This is a genomic window from Kitasatospora sp. NBC_01266 (assembly GCF_036242395.1).
In the GTDB taxonomy this organism is placed as follows: domain Bacteria; phylum Actinomycetota; class Actinomycetes; order Streptomycetales; family Streptomycetaceae; genus Kitasatospora.
Genome location: NZ_CP108458.1, coordinates 4,991,466 through 5,008,305, shown reverse-complemented (window position 1 = coordinate 5,008,305; position 16,840 = coordinate 4,991,466). Strand labels below are relative to the sequence as shown.

Genomic DNA, 16,840 nt, shown 5'->3' with positions numbered 1-16,840 from the left:
TCCGGTCATCAGTCCAGTCGGCGGGCTCCCGCCGCGGCGACGGTCGCGAAGACCTTGGGCGCCGCCCAGCCGGCCGCCAGGAATGCCGCCTCGACCGCCTCCTCGACCGCCGTCGCCAACTCCTGCGGCACCAGGGCGATCACCGAGCCGCCGAAGCCGCCACCGGTCATCCGGGCGCCCAGCGCACCCGCCGCCACCGCGGTGTCGGCCGCCAGGTCGGTCTCCGCGCAGGAGACCTTGAAATCGTCCCGCAGCGAGGCGTGGCCCGCCGTCAGGATCGGCCCGAGCGCGGCGAAGTCGCCCTTGTCCAGCAGCTCGACGGCGCGGACCACCCGCTCGTCCTCGGTCACCACGTGGCGCACCAGCGGGCCGAGTTCGCCCGGGTGGCCGTCCAGCACCGCCAGCGCGGCGGGCAGCGCCTCGGCGCTCAGGTCGCGCAGCGCCGCCAGGCCCAGCAGCTCGGCGGCCCGCTCGCAGCCGGCCCGCAGGGTGGCGTAGGCCCCGTCCCCGAGGTCGTGCTTGACCCGGGTGTCGATCACCAGCAGCGCCAACCCCTGCTCGGCGGGACGGAACGGCACCTGCCGGTAGTTCAGGACCGTCGCAGGCTGGGTGGGGGTCCCCCCGGCCGAAGTCCCCCTGTCCGAAGGCTGGGTGGGGGTCCCCCCGGCCGAAGGCTGGGGGCGGGTGTCCAGGAAGAGCGCGGCCCCCTCGACGCAGGAGGAGGAGGCCATCTGATCCATCACCCCGCAGGGCACCCCGGCGAAGTCGTTCTCGGCCCGCTGGGCGAGCAGCGCCAGTTCCGCCGAGGTGAGTTCGAGCTGGTACAGGTCGCGGAAGGCCACCGCCACGGCGCACTCCAGCGCGGCGGAGGAGGACAGGCCGGCGCCGGTCGGCACGTCGCTGTCGAAGTACAGGTCGGCACCACCGATCCGGTGCCCCGCCTCGCGCAGCGCCCAGACCACGCCGGCCGGGTAGCCGGCCCAACTGGTGACCGCGCCGGGGGCCAGCCGGTCCACCAGCAGGTCGGTGACCACGTCGTCACCCTGGGCGCTGTAGAGGCGCAACCGGCCGTCGGAGCGCGGAGCGGCGGCCACCCTGACCGCCTGCGGGAGAGCGATCGGCAGCACGAACCCTTCGTTGTAATCGGTGTGTTCACCGATCAGGTTCACCCGGCCGGGCGCCGCCCAGACTCCGCTGGGGGCGGCGCCGAAGATCCGCTCGAACTCGTCTCGCACGTTCTACTCTCCCGCAGGCTTGCTACCGCTACTTGGCGTTGGACTTGTCGAGCGTGAAGGCCCAGGCGTCGGCCACGATGGCGTCCAGCTCGGGGAGCTTGGGGGTCCAGCCGAGGGCCTGGTGGGCGCGCTCGGCGGAGGCGACCAGGACGGCCGGGTCGCCGGCCCGGCGCCCGGCGGTGACCACCGGGATCTCCCGGCCGGTGACCCGCTTGACCGACTCGATCACCTCGCGGACCGAGAAGCCGCTGCCGTTGCCCAGGTTGCAGATCAGGTGCTCGCCCGGCTTCGCGGCCGTCAGCGCCCGCAGGTGCGCGTCGGCCAGGTCCGCGACGTGGATGTAGTCGCGGATGCAGGTGCCGTCCGGGGTCGGGTAGTCGTCGCCGAAGACCGAGATGTGCGGGCGCTGGCCCAGCGCGGCCTGGAAGACCAGCGGGATCAGGTGCGACTCCGGGTCGTGCCGCTCGCCGAACGTGGTGCCGGAGGAACTGGCGTACGCGCCCGCCACGTTGAAGTAGCGCAGGCTGACCGCGGCCAGGCCGTGGGCGATCGCCTCGCTGGTGATCAGGTGGTCGACGGCGAGCTTGGTGGCGCCGTAGGTGTTGGTCGGCGAGGTGCGGGCGGTCTCGGCGATCGGGGTGACCTCCGGCTCGCCGTAGACGGCGGCGGTGGAGGAGAAGACCAGCTTGCGCACACCGGCCTTGCGCATCGCGCCGACCAGCTCCAGCGAGCCGGCCACGTTGTTGCGCCAGTACTTCTCCGGGTCCACGACCGACTCGCCGACCTGCGAGGAGGCGGCGAAGTGCAGCACCGCCTCGAAGGAGCCGCCGTCCAGCACCTGGGCGGCGTCCTGGATCCGGCCCTGGACGAACTCGGCACCGGCCGGGACGCCCTCGCGGAAACCGGTGGACAGGTCGTCCAGCACGGTGACCTGGTGCCCGGCCTCCAGAAGGTGGGCTGCGACCACACTGCCGACGTAGCCGGCACCGCCGGTGACCAGGTACTTGCTCATGTTGCGACCTCCCGCAGGCGCTGCGCCGCCGCCTCGGGCGACACATCGTTGACGAACGCGTCCATGCCGGACTCGACCCCGGCCAGGAACTTCAGCTTGCCTACCGTACGTCGGATCGTGAACAGCTCCAGGTGCAGTGCCAGCTCGGCACCGCCCCGGCGGGACGCCTGGTGCCAGGCGGAGATGTAGGGAGTGGGGGCCGGCGGCTGGTCCGGGGTCTCGGTGCCCGATCCGAAGAGGCGGTCGAAGCGCCGCAGCAACTCCAGGTAGAGGCGCGGGAACTCGGCCCGCTCGGCCTCGGACAGCGCGGTCAGCGCGGGAACCCGGCGGTTCGGGTAGAGGTGCACCTCGTACGGCCAGCGGGCGGCGAACGGGACGAAGGCCGTCCAGTGCTCACCGGTCAGCACCACCCGGACGGGGTCGGCCAGTTCGGCGGCCAGCAGGTCCTCGAACAGGTTCCGCCCGGTGCGGGCGCGGTGCTCGTTCGCCTGGGTGATCATCTTGACGGTGCGCGGGGTGGTGAAGGGGAAGGCGTAGATCTGGCCGTGCGGGTGAGCCAGGGTCACGCCGATCTCGGCGCCGCGGTTCTCGAAGCAGAAGACCTGGTCGACGTCCGGCAGCGCGCCCAGCTCGGCGGTGCGGTCGGTCCAGGCGTCCATCACCAGGCGGGCCTTGGCCTCGTCGAGGGCGGCGAACGAGGCGTGATGGTCGGCGGTGAAGCAGACCACCTCGCAGCGGCCGACGCCCGGCCGGGTCAGGTGCAGGGCAGGCGGCTCGGCGGTCGGCGGGTCGGTGCCCGGCTGTCCGGCGGCGGGCTGCTCGGCGGACAGCGGCTCGCCGGTCGCCGCCACGTAGGCCGCCGCGTCGGCGGCCAGGGAGGGGAAGCGGTTCTCGAAGACCACCACGTCGTAGTCGGCGGCGGGGATCTCGCTGAGGCGCTCGCCCTGGCTGGGGCAGAGCGGGCACTCGTCGGCCGGCGGGTGGTAGGTGCGGGCCTGGCGGTGCGCGGCCACGGTGACCCAGTCGCCGAGCACAGGGTCGCGGCGGATCTCGGCGAGGCTCGCGGTCGGCTCCAGCGGACGCCGGTCACGAGCGTCGCGCTGCGCCGACTCGTCCCGGTCGTAGTAGATCAGCTCGCGGCCATCCGCCAGCTTGGTCGTGGTCTTCCGCACAGTCTCCGCCCTCGCTGTGGCTATTCGCCGTTCAATGCTTCACACATAATCAAACATTACTCATCAGCAGTCAACAGACTGCGCAAGAGATCGGCGCGCCAGGGCATGGCGTGGTCACGGGAAGATGAGACGAACACCCCTCAGGGAGCAACAGTCCGGTGGGAAGCGACGGACTGTTCCCGCGCCGTTCGTGAACTGTTCGCGGGCGGTGTCGGGAGCAGCCTCCGGCGGCGACGGCCGGGCGGGTCGGGGCACGGAGCAGGCCGGGTGCGCGGGCGCAGGCCCGCGCGGGGCGCTCGTGGCGGACGCGGGGCGCTCGCCGCGGGTGCGGGGCGCTCGCCACGGGGTGCGGGCTACTCGCGGACCAGGCGGGCCAGCAGTCCGGTGCGGTCCGCGACGGCCGCCGCCTCGAGACGGGTGCGGGCCCCCAGCTTCATCAGCACCCGCTGCACATGGGTGCGCGCCGTGCTCGGGGCGATGCCCATGCCGGCGGCGATCTCCTGGGTGTCCTGGCCCTCGGCGATCCGGGCCAGCACCTGGATCTCCCGGCGGGTCAGCGCGGCGAGCAGCCGCAGCGCCTCGTCGTCGGGCTCGCGCACCGGGCGCAGCAGCCGCTCGAAGGCCGCCTGGAGCACCTCCACCGCGACCGCGGCCTCGCCGGCCCTGGCCCGGGTGATGGCGCGGTCCACCACCTCGATCCGCTCGTCGCTGCGGACATAGCCGGCCGCACCCGCCGCGAAGGCGTTGGAGACGCCCCGCAGATCGTCCACCGGGCCGAGCACCACCACCGGGACCTCGGGCCGCTCCTGGCGCAGCCTGCGCACCGGCGCGAACGCCCCCTGAGCGCCGGGGCGGGCGACGCCGAGCAGGCAGACTTCCGGACGACGCTGGGCGACCAGGTCGGGCCCGGCCGACGTCGGGCAGCCCACCGCCAGCACCCGGTGACCACGCACCTGCAGCGCCGCCGCCAACGCCTCGGCCAGCAATCGGTGATCATCGACCACGACGAGCCGCACGCCCAAGGGGCCCTCCCCCGTACCCTGCGCGGAGCCGAACCCGCGCGACGCGTACCGGCCGTACGCCACAGCACTGTTGACGCCCCATCACAGCGCATCGCGGACCTGACCGCCAGCTCTCGGCGACTCGGATGATGACCGCTCGAGGCACTGCCAGGAGGATAACGAAAAAGGCCCCCGCCGTGATGGCGAGGACCTTCTCCGATGGAGCCCCCATGCGGAATCGAACCGCAGACCTTCTCCTTACCATGGAGACGCTCTACCGACTGAGCTATAGGGGCGAACCGGTCGAACGAGGAAGACATTACATGGTCATCGGCGGGATTGGGAAATCGGTGCCCGCCGGACATCACGCGCCCTGCGGCCCGGAGCGCGCCGCCCCGGGGCCGGCCGCACAGCCAGCCCGCCGGCGGGCCCGAGGCCCGCCCTACAGGGCCGAACCTCCGCCCAGCGGACTGGGGGTCCGACGCCTGCGGCGGCCGGCCGGCCGCTGATCAGCGGCCAGATCCACGCCGCTGGTCTCCGGCAGGAGCAGCAGGCAGAGCAGCGAGGCCACGCCGAGCCCGGCCAGGTACCAGCCGACCGGCGTCGCCGTCCCGTACACGGCGGTCAGCCTGGTCGCCAGCAGCGGTGCCGTCCCACCGCCCACCACGCCGCCGAGGTTGTAGGTGAGCGCGGCGCCGGTGTAGCGCACCCGGGTCGGGAAGAGCTCCGGCAGGTAGGCCCCCACCGGCCCGAGCAGCAGCCCCATCAGCGCGGCGGACGCGACCGTCGCGAGCAGCACCAGGCCCGGCCGCAGGCTCTCCAGCAGCGGGAAGAAGAGCAGCGACCAGCAGACCGCCGCCGCCGTGGCCACCAGGACCGTTCGTCGCCGACCCCAGCGGTCGGACCCGCCCGAGCTGAACCAGACCGCCAGCGCACCGGCCGGCGCGGCGAGCAGTTGCAGGGTGAGCATCATCGTCCGGCCCAGGCCCAACTGGTCGGTCGCGTAGGCGAGGGCGTAGGTGTTGGTCAGATAGAAGAGCGCATAGCCGAAGGAGAGCGCGCCACCACCGAGCAGGACGGTGCGCCAGTGCTCGCGCAGCACCGCCAGCACCGGCACCGCATGCGGAACCGGTGCGCCGCCGTCGGCCTCGCCACCCGTGCCGTCCGCGGCGCGGGCCGTCGCCACGGCCGCGACCTCGGCGAAGACCGGGGTCTCCGAGATCCGCAGCCGCACGAAGAGCCCCATACCCACCAGCACCAGGGAGCCCAGGAACGGCAGCCGCCACCCCCACCGCGCGAACTCGCTCTCACTGAGCCCGGCCGAGAGCACCAGGAAGACCGCCGTCGCCAACACCGAGCCGGCGCAGGGGCCGAGTTGCAGGTACCCGGCGTACCGGCCACGGCGGCGCACCGGCGCGTACTCCGCGAGCAGCAGCGCCGCACCGCCCCACTCACCGCCCAGCCCGAACCCCTGGCAGAACCGCAGCACCACCAGGATCGCCGGGGCCCAACCGCCCAACCGCCCGTACCCGGGCAGCACGCCGACCGCCGCCGTCGACGCCCCCATCATCACCAGCGAGGCCACCAGCACCGCCTTGCGGCCCAGCCGATCCCCGAAATGACCGAACACCACCGCGCCGACCGGCCTGGCCACGAATGCCACCGCATAGACCGAGAAGGCCGCGAGCAGCGCGTTGACCGGGGTGAGCACCGGGAAGAACTCACGCCCGAAGACCAGGGCCGCCGCCATCCCGTACAGGAAGAAGTCATAGAACTCGATCGCCGTCCCGACGAAGGCGGCAACCGCCACCCGCCCCAGACCCTCGCCACTGCCGAGGTCGGGGACACCCTGTTCTGACGCACCTGACGCCATGTCAATCGCCATGCCTCGACGATGCCGGGCGGACCGGGCGCCGGGGAGCCGCCAGTCGGGTGAGGGGGGCGCGCGCTGTTCGTATACACCCCGGGGTTGTGCGCGGCGATAATTTGTACACCGCCGGAAACCGAGCGCTATGCTCCGACCACTCACCGTGCCCGTCACCGTCGGCGGGCAGCGCTCCCGATTCGGAGGCCTCATGGGTGGATTCCAGGTCAGGCCCGAGGAGTTGACGGCCGCCGGGCAGTGCGCGGCCGCGATCGCCGCCCGCCTCCCCGGCCAGACCGAGCGGCTCACCCCCGTCGGCGCCACCGCGGCCACCCGACTCAGTGGCTGGCGCACAGCGGCCGCGCTGCGTGCCTGCGGAGACTCCTGGCGATCCCTGCTGGCCACCCTGGCAGGCGAGTTGGAGACTCAGGGGCAACGTCTGAGCACCACCGGGCAGCAGTACCGGGACGGCGAGGCCTCGGCGCTGGACGCCTTCGGCGTGCCGTCGGCCCCGTCCGGACAGCGGCAGGCCACCGACCCGTTCCGGACCGGTCCACGCCCGGTGGGCCGGTGATGGACCTCGCCGCCCTGCGGGACGCCGACCCGCAGCTGCTTCCGGAAGACGCCGAGGCCTACGAGCAGTTGGCCGACGCGCTCCAGCAGCACATCGACGCCTGGCAGTCCGGCGTCCGCGACCGCACCAGCGGCTCCGGCTGGCTCGGTACCGCCGCCGACGCCTGCCGCGCCTCGCTCCAGCAGACCGACGACCGCCTGATCGCCGCCCGCACCGAACTGCGGCGGATCGGCGCCTGCCTGCGGGCCGGCGCCGACGCCCTGCGACTGGCCCAGGCCGAGCTGGCCTCGGCCCTCGCCGATGCGCGGGCCGCCGGAGTCACCCTCGGCCCGGACGGTTCGATTCCCCTGGACCCCGCCACGCCGGCCGCCGAACGCCACGACCCCGACGCCCGCGCCCGGCGCACCGCCCTGACCGGTCGCGTCCGCGCGGTCCTCGCCGGGGCCGACGCCCTCGACCGGGCCCTGGCCGAACAGCTCGCCGGCTTCACCCGCGCCGCCACCGACGGCTCCGGCCTCACCGACCACGGCTACGCCCCGGACCCGTACACCCCCGCCCCGCTCTCCCCGCTCATCACCGCCCCCGATCTCCTGCGCTGCGCCGTCCCACCCCCGTCCGCCTCCCCCGAGGCCGTCGCCGCCTGGTGGCGCGCCCTGCCGCCGGACCAGCAGCAGCACCTGATCACCACCCGGCCCGACCTGATCGGCAACCGCGACGGCCTGCCCGCCACCGCCCGCGACCAGGCCAACCGCCTGCTCCTGCGGCGCTACCTGGACGACTTCGCCGCCCGCACCTGGCGATCCGTCACCGACCAGCTGAAGCTGGACGGGCTCCGGGCCATCCAGGAGCGCCTGGACCGCAGTCCGGCCAACCCGCCCGTGCTGCTCTACGGCATCTCCTGCGAGGGCCAGGGCCGCGGCATCCTCTCCTTCGGCAACCCGGACACGGCGAGCAACGTGAGCGCGTACGTGCCGGGGCTGGGTACGGAACTGCGCTGCGTGGGCGGGAAGGACGCGGATCGGGCACTCAGTGTCTGGCGAGCCGCCCTCCGCGCCGATCCCACCCGCCCGACGGCGTCCATGGTGTGGCTCGGCTACGACCCGCCGCCCGGGATCGACAAGCACGACCCGCAGACCCTTGACGTGATGGGCGAAGAGCGGGCCCGCGCCGGAGCCGAGAGCTACGACCGCTTCATGGCCGGCCTGCGGGCCGCCCACGAAGGACCACCGGCCCACCTGGTCGCCCTGGGCCACAGCTACGGCTCGCTGACCGTCGGACTCGCCGGCCGGCGCCCCGGCGGCGGCACCCGGGCCGACGACATCGTCCTCATCGGCAGCCCCGGCGCCGGGGCGGACAACGCCGGGCAACTGGGCGTGGCAGCCGACCACGTGTGGGTGGGCGCGGCCGACAACGACCCGGTGACCTACCTGCCCGATCCGCTGCAAGAAGTGCTGGGCGACCAGAACGGACGGTGGTTCGGCAAGGACCCGGCGAGCGCGGACTTCGGCGCGCACCGGTTCGACGTGGCCGACGGTCCGCCGCACAGTTTCTCGGCCCACTCGAACTACCTCGATCCGATCGGCGGGCACGCCCTGCCGAACATCGGCCAGATCGTGACCGGACACCCGGAGAACGTCAGGAGCCAGGTCCCGCGATGAAGCCGTCCAGGCTGCTCCGGGCCGCCCTCCTGCTGTCACTGACCGCCTGCCAGACAGTCGGCACCAGCCCTCGATCCACTGGGACAAGCGCCACGATGATGAGCCCGACGGAAGCCAGGGCCAAGATGGTCGGGCTCCTCGACGACACCTTCGCCGCCCTCACCCCCGCACTCCGATTCCGCGACGGCTGGCCCCACTCCACCGAGAACGACGAACCCGGAGGCACCGCCAACGCCTCCCTCGACCGCTACGTCATGACCAAGGTCGCCACCACCAGGTACGGTGCGCTGCTCGGCCTGGTGGAACGCCACTGGAAAGATCGCGGCTACACGATCGAGAGCGTGAACGCCGACACCAGGATGCCCGCGATGACCGCCCGGACGCCCGACGGCTCCGCCCTGAACCTGATCGTCGGCTACCCCGGCAACATCACCGTCACCGCCGCCGTCACCCCCATCCCCCTCACCCCCGCCCCCTTCGGCCCCGAGCCCCCGCAGCCCACCCTGGCCAACGGGAACCCGGACATCATGCCGAACACCGAGGACCCGTTCTGGTCCAACTGACCGAACACCACTTCCTCATCGGGCGATCCAGCCGACCTGCCCCGAAGTGCCTCAGCCCTGCGGCGGGTTGTACGGGCCGGGCGGCGGCGACTGCTGGTACGGGTTGCCCCCCACCGGCGGCGGGGGCTGGGTGCCGTAACCAGGGGGCTGCTGGTACACCGGGTAGCCGAGCGGCGCGGCCGGAGGCGGCGGGGTGGCGCGCCTGCGAACGACCAGGAAGATCACCAGGCCGATCACCACCAGGGCGACGACCACGCCACCGACGAGGAGCGGCACGCTGCCGGCGGAGGACTTCCCGGTCGCGGTGGCGGTGTGCGCGGGGGCCGACTCGCCACCGACGGCGGGGGCGCCCGACGGGGCACCTGCCGCAGCGGAGGCGGGCGCCGAGCCGAGGGTGGCGGGCGAGGCGGACGGGTTGACGTCGATGCCCGCGGCGATCAGCGGGTTGACGTCGGCCGGGCCGGGATCGCCGGTGTAGTGGATGGAGTTGCGGGGGCTGATGTTGCCGAAGCCGATGTAGGGCGAATGGTTACTGCCGTCGTTGGGCTTGTCGGCGGAGTTGATCATGACGCGGAGGATCTGGCTACCGGTCCAACTGGGGTGGACCTGCCACAGGATGGCGGCAGCGGCTGCGGTGAGCGCCGTGGCGTCGGACGTGCCGTTGCTGTGGCAATAGCCAGTCGGGTCGGTGCATGCACTGTAGATGTCCTGGCCCGGCCCAGCCAACGCGATGTACGGCCCGTATTCGGATTCAGCGATATGGGTGCCGGTCTGATCGAAGGCACCAATCGCCGCCACGCCCGGCATTGCAGCCGGATACATGACCGGATCGCCTTCCTGTGCACTGTTACCCGCACCGGCAACGATCAGGCGGCCCTTTCCGATCGCGTAATCGGCCTCGGTCTTCAAGGCCGCCAGATCACTGCTGGTCAGATCGACATCACGCATGGCCAGCGAAATGCTGATGACCTGGGCGCCATTGTCGGTGGCATAACGGATGGCCTGGTCGACCTGGCTCATCGTCACGGAACTGCTGACCGACGAGGTCGAGTTGACACGAAGCGGAAGGATCTTGGCTCCCGGGGCCAGACCCGTGGCGCCCTTGCCGCCGAAACTCTTGCCGGAACCGGCGATCATGCTGGCCATTCCGGTTCCGTGGCCATCGTTATCAGTCGTCGGCCCTCCCGGGAGACCGCTGAAGTCCTTGCCAGGCAGAACCTGCCCAACCAGATCCGGCGCATCGGCCTTGACGCCACCATCGATGACCGCGACCGTAATGCCCTGTCCAGTGCTGGTCTGCCAGACCTCCGGCATGTGCAGGGCGTCCAGATGCCACTCTGCACTGCGAGGATTGTCGTAGGCCTGCGCGGTCGTCGCGAAGGCGCCCATCGTGGCGAGACTCAGTGCCAGCAGCGCGGCAGCACTCCGCCATCGGACGCCCGTGCGGGCTCGCCACATCACGCTCTCCTCAATCCCATGGCTGCCATACGGGCGGGCAGTTGTCCGGTGCTCACCCGATCACGTCGGGGTTACTGACCGGAGTACCGCCAACCCACGTCTCCTCGTCCTCGACGAGGTAGTCGGCGCGGTTGCGACGGTCCTTCTTGCGCTTGCCGGCCTGCCCCGTGCCCCCGGGCATCATGCCGCCCTGGCCCTCCTCGGTCGTGCGTCCCTCACCATTGGCGCCGGCACGGACCCGCAGGCCGCTGCCGCCGGGGGTGAACTCGCCCTCCGGGCTGGGTTCGCGGGTCCCGCCGACCTCACCGCCCTCGGCCGAGACCAGGCCGCGGCCACGGCCGATGCCGCCGCCCACACCGCCACGGGCACCGCCGAAGCCACCCGCGCCGCCGGGCATCATGCCGCCCGCCGATCCACGACCCGTCGCGCCGGCCGCACCGGCCTCGCCCTCCTCGGCGCCGATGGCGTTGGCGCCGAGCTGGCTGCGGCCCGAGACCGGGCCGGGGTTGCTGACGCCGCCCGAGATGCCTTCGTCAGTATTGGGCGCGCTGGTGCCGCTGCGTCCGCCGTAGCCACGGAAGCTGCCGATGCCTCCGACGTAGCCGGCAGCTGAGTAGCCGGCACCGAGACCGCCGCCACCCGGCGGGCCGCCGAGACCGCCCTGGGGCGGCAGCCCGCCGCCGGTCGTGCCCAGCGGTGGCACCGTGGATACCGAGACACCGTCAATTCCGGTGCTGGGCGGCGTTACAGGCTTGGGAGCTGGAGTGGGCTGCGGGGTCGGACCCGGCTGCGGTTCGGGGTGCGTGGTCGGTGGCACCGGCTGCGGGCCCGGTCCCGGGATGGGTGTCCGGGTCACCGGAAGCCTCGGGTCAGGCTGGACCGGAGCGACGCGCACCTCGCCAGGGCCGGGCACCGGCCTATGGTCGGCGCCCCTGCCTCCACCGGACCCACCACCGAAAGAAGCGCCGCCTTCGCCACTCCACACAGTCTTCTGCGGCGGCGGCCCCATCACCGCCGTAGGCGTCGGCGGGAAGAGCGGCGGCGTCTGCGCGTTCAGCTGCGACGTCGACTCGTCGTACGCACCCGCCAGGCTCGTCATCGCATCGACGGCGTCCTGACGGTCCGAGTCGATCTTCGCCTGTGCGTCCTGCGCGTCCTGGGTCGTCACGTAGCTGGGGTCCAGGGCCTTGCGCTTCGCCTGGTCGGTCGGGCTCAGCGGCGGACCCTGGTTCGTGTAGCGCTGGAGCGTGTCGAGTTCCTTGCCGGGCAGCGGCGGCATCGCCTTCGCGGTGCCCAGCGCGGTGCCCGCGTCCTCGAGGGCCGGCGCGGCGGCGAGGGCGTAGTCGGCGAGTTGGGTGGTCGCCGTGGTGAGCTTTCCGGCCCAGTCGCGGAAGCTGTCGGCCGCCGGGCCCGTCCACTCCAGGTTCTGGACGTTGCTGTTCAGTTGGGCGCTGATGTCGGTCAGCGTGCCCGACGCACCGCGAAGCGCACCGCCGCGGTCCGAGATGACGCCGGTGTTCGCGTCCTTGATCATGTCCAGCAGTTCCTGGTGCGACTTGGCCGCGGACCAGTCGTGCGGGCCGTCGTCGACGGATGGTCTGGCCATCAGTGGCTCCCCGTGCCAACGTAGTTCGTCAGGCTCAGCGCGTTCCCCGGCGGAATCACCCGACGCCTCCCCCGGCGTTCGAGGGCGTGGGAGTGGTGTCGGCGGCGGGCGCGGCCGTCGTGCCGCTGGGGGCGGCGCCGGACGACGAGTCGGCAGCGCTCACCGGGGTTACCACGCCGCCTTGCTGGACTCCGGTGGTGTACTGGGTGTCCGTCTGGTTGTGGATGGTCCAGAGCAGTTCACGCTGCGAGTCGTCGACGTTCTGGTAGCCACGGGCGTTGATGTCGACGGCGATGCTCATCGCCTGGATCTGGTCGGAGAGCGTCTGGGACAGCGTCTGCAGGTTGCTGTGCACGATGTTGTACGCCGCCAGCAGATCGGCCGACTCGGGGAACCCGGTGCCGAGGTGGCTCTGCTGCAGGACCTGCTGGGCGATCTGACCGGAGCTCGCGTTCGACGAGTCCAGTTGGCCAAGCATCTGGTCCACCTGGGACTTGAAGCCCTGCAGTGTGGTCAACTCCAGCTTGACCTGGTCTGATCCGACCTGGTCCACCAGGCTGCGGGCGGTGTCCTCCTGGGCGTTCTTCCTGCCCTGTGCACTGTAGTACGCGGGTGTGGCGGCCGTAGCCCCCGTCCGTCACCAACATCTCGACCACGATGCACCTCCCCCGTACACGGCCGGCGCCAGGCCGACCGTGCCACAACACGTCTTCCCACGACGGTCGTTCCACGGCACTCGCCCACCCGAGACCGTCCGAGACCGTCCGAGACCACCCGAGCCCACCCGAGCCCGGCCAACCGTCAGTGACCGGGCGACAGCCGCCAGCAGCATCCTAGCCAGCAGGCCTGTCAGCAGGGCAGGGATATCGCTCCGCCGAAGCGCCATCGGTACGGACCCGTCACGCCGTATCCGCACCGACAGCACACCGAACTGATCGTCCGTCAGACTCCGGGATTCGCAGGACCGGTGCCGGTCAGGAGGCTTCCTCCGCCAGCTCCAGCCAGCTCAGCTCCAGCTCCTCCTTCTCCTCCCGGACCTTGCGCAGCTGCGCGTCCAGCTCGGCGACCTTGGCGAAGTCGGCGGCGTGCTCGGCCATCTGGCCGTGCAGCTTGCTCTCCTCCTTGTCCAGCTTGGCGATCTGCCGCTCGATCCGCTGCAGCTCCTTCTTCGCGGCCCTGGTGTCCCCCGCGGGCTTCACCGGCACGGCGATGGCGGGGGCCGCGGCGGCGACCACGGCGGCGCGACGCTCCAGGTACTCGTCCACGCCGTTCGGCAGCATCCGCATCCGGCGGTCGCCGAGCAGTGCCTGGACGGTGTCGGTGGTGCGCTCGATGAAGAAGCGGTCGTGGCTGATCACGATCATCGAACCGGGCCAGCCGTCGAGCAGGTCCTCCAGCTGGTTGAGGGTCTCGATGTCCAGGTCGTTGGTGGGCTCGTCCAGGAAGAGCACGTTGGGCTCGTCCATCAGCAGCCGCAGCAGCTGCAGGCGCCGCCGCTCACCGCCGGACAGGTCGCCGACCGGGGTCCACTGCTTGTCCTTGCCGAAGCCGAACTGCTCGCAGAGCTGACCGGCGCTCATCTCCCGGCCCTTGCCGAGGTCGACCCGGCCGCGCACCTGCTCGACGGCCTGCAACACCCGGGTGGCGGGGTCGAGTTCGGCGATCTCCTGGGCGAGGTAGGCCAGCCGGACCGTCTTGCCGACCTTGATCACACCGGACGCTGGCTGCGTGTCGCCCTGGGTGGCGTACGCGGTCTGCATGGCGCGCAGCAGCGAGGTCTTGCCGGCGCCGTTGACGCCGAGCAGGCCGATCCGGTCGCCGGGGCCGAGGTTCCAGGTGAGGTGCTCGAGGAGCAGCTTGTCGCCGGCCTTGACCGTGATGTCCTCCAGCTCGAAGACGGTCCGGCCCAGGCGCGCGTTGGCGAACTTCATCAGCTCGCTCTTGTCGCGCGGCTCCGGCACGTCGGCGATCAGCGCGTTGGCGGCCTCGATCCGGTAGCGCGGCTTCGAGGTGCGGGCGGGGGCGCCGCGGCGCAGCCAGGCCAGCTCCTTGCGGGCCAGGTTCTGCCGCTTCTGCTCCTCGGTCGCCTCGATCCGGGAGCGCTCGGCGCGGGCGAAGACGTAGTCGGAGTAGCCGCCCTCGTACTCGCGGACCTCACCGTGCTGGACGTCCCACATCCGGGTGCAGACCTGGTCCAGGAACCAGCGGTCGTGGGTCACGCAGACGAGCGCGGAGCGGCGGTTCTGCAGGTGCTGGGCCAGCCAGGCGATGCCCTCGACGTCGAGGTGGTTGGTGGGCTCGTCGAGCACGATCAGGTCGGGCTCGCCGAGCAGCAGCTTGGCCAGCGCGATCCGGCGGCGCTCGCCACCGGAGAGCGGGCCGATCACGGTGTCCAGGCCGTCCGGGAAGCCGGGCAGGTCCAGGCCGCCGAAGAGGCCCTGGATGATGTCGCGGATCCGGGCGTCACCGAGCCACTCGTGGTCGGCCCGGTCGGCGATCACCTCGTGCCGGATGGTGGCCTTCGGGTCGAGCGAGTCGTGCTGGGTGAGGACGGCCAGCTGGAGCCCGCCGGAGTGGGTGATCCGCCCGCCGTCGGGCTCCTCCAGCTTGGCGAGCATCCGGATCAGCGTGGTCTTGCCGTCGCCGTTGCGGCCGACGACGCCGATCCGGTCCCCCTCGCTGACGCCGAGGCTGACCCCGTCCAGAAGGGCCCGGGTGCCGTAGACCTTCGTGACGGACTCGATGGTGGCGAGGTTGACGGCCACGTGCGCTGCGCTCCTGGGGTGGACGGACTGGAAGCTCCAGCCTAGTCGCCGCGCCCATGCTCCCCGTCGCCGCCGTTGGTCCCCCGCCGGTGCGTCACGCGCCGCCGATCACGTGCGCGCCCGGGACCGGCCCGTGGGTCGGGTGCGCGGCGCGGCAACTGCCGGAGGCGGTCAGCGCCGCGGCGACGGAGCGCGCCTCGACGGCGTCCTTGACCAGGAAGGCGCAGGTCGGTCCCGAGCCGGAGACCAGCGCGCCGAGCGCGCCGGCCGCCAGGCCCGCCGCCAGGCAGTCGGCCAGCGCGGGGCGCAGCGAGAGGGCGGCGGCCTGCAGGTCGTTGGTGAGCGCGGCGGCCAGCGCGACCGGGTCGCCGGCGGCCAGCGCGGCCAGCAGCGCCGGGTCGGCGTCCGGGGTCGGGACGTCCTGCTCGCTCGATCCGGTGCCGGCCGCCTCGCGCAGCCGGTCGCACTCGCGGAAGACGGCGGGGGTGGACAGGCCGCCGTCGGCCACCGCGAAGACCCAGTGGAAGGTGCCGCCGGCCTCCAGCGGCTCCAGCAGCTCACCCCGGCCGCGCCCCAGCGCGACACCGCCGAGCAGCGCGAACGGCACGTCGGAGCCCAGCTCGGCGGCGAGCGCCAGCAGCTCGGGCAGCGGGGTGGCCAGGCCCCAGAGCGCGTCGCAGGCGACCAGCGCGGCGGCCCCGTCGGCGCTGCCGCCGGCCATCCCGCCGGCCACCGGGATGGCCTTGCCGATGTGCAGCGCGACGTTCGGCTCGATCCCGTGGTGCGCGGCCAGCAGGCGGGCGGCGCGGGCGGCCAGGTTGGTGTCGTCCAGCGGGACCTGGTCGGCGTCCGGCCCCTCGCAGCTCAGGCTGACCCCGACGCCCTGGCGGGCCGTCACCTGGTCGCCGAGCGCGACCGCGAAGAAGACGTTGGCCAGGTCGTGGAAGCCGTCGCCGCGCAGGCCGCCGACGCCCAGCTGGACGTTGACCTTGGCGGGCACCCGCACGGTCACCTCAGCAGGAGTACTCACCCGACCGGACCCTTCGGCTTGTGCTCGGCGATGGCGGCGAACTGCTCGACCGTCAGCATCTCGCCGCGCAGGGTGTGGTCGATGCCGGCGGCGGCGATCGCCTGCTCGGCGGCGGCCGGCGAACCGGCCCAGCCGGCCAGCGCGGCACGCAGCGTCTTGCGGCGCTGGGCGAAGGCGGCGTCCACCACCTGGAAGACCTCCACCCGGGTGGCGGTGGTGACCGGCGGCTGACGGCGGACCAGCGAGACCAGGCCCGAGTCGACGTTGGGCGCCGGCCAGAAGACGTTGCGGCCGATCGCGCCGGCCCGCTTCACCTCGGCGTACCAGTTGGCCTTGACCGAGGGCACCCCGTAGACCTTGTTGCCCGGCTTGGCGGCCAGCCGGTCGGCGACCTCGGACTGCACCATCACCAGGGTCCGCTCGATGCTGGGGAAGGTGGCCAGCATGTGCAGCAGCACCGGGACCGCGACGTTGTACGGCAGGTTGGCCACCAGCGCGGTGGGCGCGGGGCCGGGCAGTTCGGTGACCTCCATCGCGTCGCTGAGCACCAGGTCGAAGGCGCCCGCCTTGGCCGGCATCCGGGCCGCGACGGTGTCCGGCAGGTGCTGGGCGAGCAGCGGGTCGATCTCGACGGCGGTGACGTGCGCGGCCACCTCCAGCAGCGCCAGGGTGAGCGAGCCGAGCCCGGGGCCGACCTCCACCACGGCGTCCTCGGGCGTCACGTCGGCGGCGCGGACGATCCGGCGGACCGTGTTGGCGTCGATCACGAAGTTCTGGCCGCGCTGCTTGGTCGGGCGGACCCCGAGGGCGGCGGCCAGCTCCCGGATGTCGGAGGCGCTCAGCAGGTTGCTGCTGTCAGGGGTGGGGTCGGCGGTGCTCACCGGGTAAGGCTACAAGCAGGC

At 72.6% G+C, this 16,840-nt stretch carries 14 protein-coding genes and 1 tRNA gene; 3 read left to right on the top strand and 12 right to left on the bottom strand.

The features are described from left to right. Window positions 1-8: 8 nt before the first annotated feature. The 6 genes from OG403_RS21985 to OG403_RS21960 all read right to left on the bottom strand — a co-directional run bounded on the left by OG403_RS21985 (window position 9) and on the right by OG403_RS21960 (window position 6,305). Window positions 9-1,235, bottom strand: a complete 1,227-nt coding sequence (locus OG403_RS21985) for a galactokinase (RefSeq protein WP_329566984.1) — start codon at window positions 1,233-1,235, stop codon at window positions 9-11. A gap of 28 nt (window positions 1,236-1,263) precedes the next feature. Next, window positions 1,264-2,247: a UDP-glucose 4-epimerase GalE gene (gene galE / locus OG403_RS21980; protein WP_329566982.1), complete on the bottom strand. Its 984-nt coding sequence runs from the start codon at window positions 2,245-2,247 to the stop codon at window positions 1,264-1,266. Further along, a complete protein-coding gene (gene galT, locus OG403_RS21975) occupies window positions 2,244-3,419 on the bottom strand; it encodes a galactose-1-phosphate uridylyltransferase (protein WP_329566980.1) in 1,176 nt (391 codons plus the stop codon). The genes galE and galT overlap by 4 nt, the downstream gene beginning before the upstream one ends. Before the next feature lie 353 nt (window positions 3,420-3,772). After that, complete coding sequence (locus OG403_RS21970) at window positions 3,773-4,441, bottom strand: response regulator transcription factor (protein WP_329566978.1); 669 nt, start codon at window positions 4,439-4,441, stop codon at window positions 3,773-3,775. Window positions 4,442-4,640: 199 nt separating this feature from the next. After that, a tRNA-Thr gene (locus tag OG403_RS21965) sits at window positions 4,641-4,716 on the bottom strand. A gap of 146 nt (window positions 4,717-4,862) precedes the next feature. Continuing rightward, window positions 4,863-6,305, bottom strand: coding sequence for an MFS transporter (locus OG403_RS21960; RefSeq protein ID WP_329566976.1), 1,443 nt, complete (start codon window positions 6,303-6,305; stop codon window positions 4,863-4,865). Between the two features lie 190 nt (window positions 6,306-6,495). Here OG403_RS21960 and OG403_RS21955 point away from each other — a divergent pair, with 190 nt between their 5' ends. The 3 genes from OG403_RS21955 (at window position 6,496) to OG403_RS21945 (ending at window position 9,079) form a co-directional block, all read left to right on the top strand. Then, a complete protein-coding gene (locus OG403_RS21955) occupies window positions 6,496-6,858 on the top strand; it encodes a PE domain-containing protein (RefSeq protein WP_329566974.1) in 363 nt (120 codons plus the stop codon). Next, window positions 6,858-8,516 (top strand): alpha/beta hydrolase, encoded by a 1,659-nt coding sequence (locus OG403_RS21950; protein ID WP_329566972.1) that lies wholly within the window; start codon window positions 6,858-6,860, stop codon window positions 8,514-8,516. The genes OG403_RS21955 and OG403_RS21950 overlap by 1 nt, the downstream gene beginning before the upstream one ends. Before the next feature lie 95 nt (window positions 8,517-8,611). Continuing rightward, window positions 8,612-9,079 (top strand): hypothetical protein, encoded by a 468-nt coding sequence (locus tag OG403_RS21945; RefSeq protein ID WP_329566971.1) that lies wholly within the window; start codon window positions 8,612-8,614, stop codon window positions 9,077-9,079. Window positions 9,080-9,130: 51 nt separating this feature from the next. On the opposite strand, the gene OG403_RS21940 is transcribed toward OG403_RS21945, so the two are convergent. From OG403_RS21940 to rsmA, 6 genes are all read right to left on the bottom strand, one after another. Then, entirely contained in the window at window positions 9,131-10,468 is a 1,338-nt protein-coding gene (locus tag OG403_RS21940; RefSeq protein WP_329566968.1) for a S8 family serine peptidase, read from the bottom strand. A 121-nt stretch (window positions 10,469-10,589) separates the two neighbouring features. Beyond that, complete coding sequence (locus OG403_RS21935; RefSeq protein WP_329566966.1) at window positions 10,590-12,143, bottom strand: WXG100 family type VII secretion target; 1,554 nt, start codon at window positions 12,141-12,143, stop codon at window positions 10,590-10,592. Between the two features lie 55 nt (window positions 12,144-12,198). Then, window positions 12,199-12,660 (bottom strand): hypothetical protein, encoded by a 462-nt coding sequence (locus OG403_RS21930; protein ID WP_329566965.1) that lies wholly within the window; start codon window positions 12,658-12,660, stop codon window positions 12,199-12,201. 457 nt (window positions 12,661-13,117) lie between these two features. Further along, entirely contained in the window at window positions 13,118-14,908 is a 1,791-nt protein-coding gene (locus tag OG403_RS21925; protein ID WP_329566963.1) for an ABC-F family ATP-binding cassette domain-containing protein, read from the bottom strand. Between the two features lie 94 nt (window positions 14,909-15,002). Further along, window positions 15,003-15,938 carry a 4-(cytidine 5'-diphospho)-2-C-methyl-D-erythritol kinase gene (locus OG403_RS21920; protein WP_329566961.1) on the bottom strand — a complete coding sequence of 312 codons (936 nt, stop codon included), beginning with the start codon at window positions 15,936-15,938 and terminating at the stop codon, window positions 15,003-15,005. Next, window positions 15,935-16,819 (bottom strand): 16S rRNA (adenine(1518)-N(6)/adenine(1519)-N(6))-dimethyltransferase RsmA, encoded by an 885-nt coding sequence (gene rsmA / locus OG403_RS21915; RefSeq protein WP_329566959.1) that lies wholly within the window; start codon window positions 16,817-16,819, stop codon window positions 15,935-15,937. The genes OG403_RS21920 and rsmA overlap by 4 nt, the downstream gene beginning before the upstream one ends. Window positions 16,820-16,840 lie beyond the last annotated feature (21 nt).

Bases quoted from the DNA above. Each gene is read 5' to 3' on its own strand.
- galE (WP_329566982.1), bottom strand. From the start codon at position 2,247: ATGAGCAAGTACCTGGTCACCGGCGGTGCCGGCTACGTCGGCAGTGTG.
- OG403_RS21960 (WP_329566976.1), bottom strand. From the start codon at position 6,305: ATGGCGATTGACATGGCGTCAGGTGCGTCAGAACAGGGTGTCCCCGAC.
- OG403_RS21955 (WP_329566974.1), top strand. From the start codon at position 6,496: ATGGGTGGATTCCAGGTCAGGCCCGAGGAGTTGACGGCCGCCGGGCAG.
- OG403_RS21950 (WP_329566972.1), top strand. From the start codon at position 6,858: ATGGACCTCGCCGCCCTGCGGGACGCCGACCCGCAGCTGCTTCCGGAA.
- OG403_RS21945 (WP_329566971.1), top strand. From the start codon at position 8,612: ATGATGAGCCCGACGGAAGCCAGGGCCAAGATGGTCGGGCTCCTCGAC.
- OG403_RS21940 (WP_329566968.1), bottom strand. From the start codon at position 10,468: ATGGGCGCCTTCGCGACGACCGCGCAGGCCTACGACAATCCTCGCAGT.
- OG403_RS21935 (WP_329566966.1), bottom strand. From the start codon at position 12,143: ATGGCCAGACCATCCGTCGACGACGGCCCGCACGACTGGTCCGCGGCC.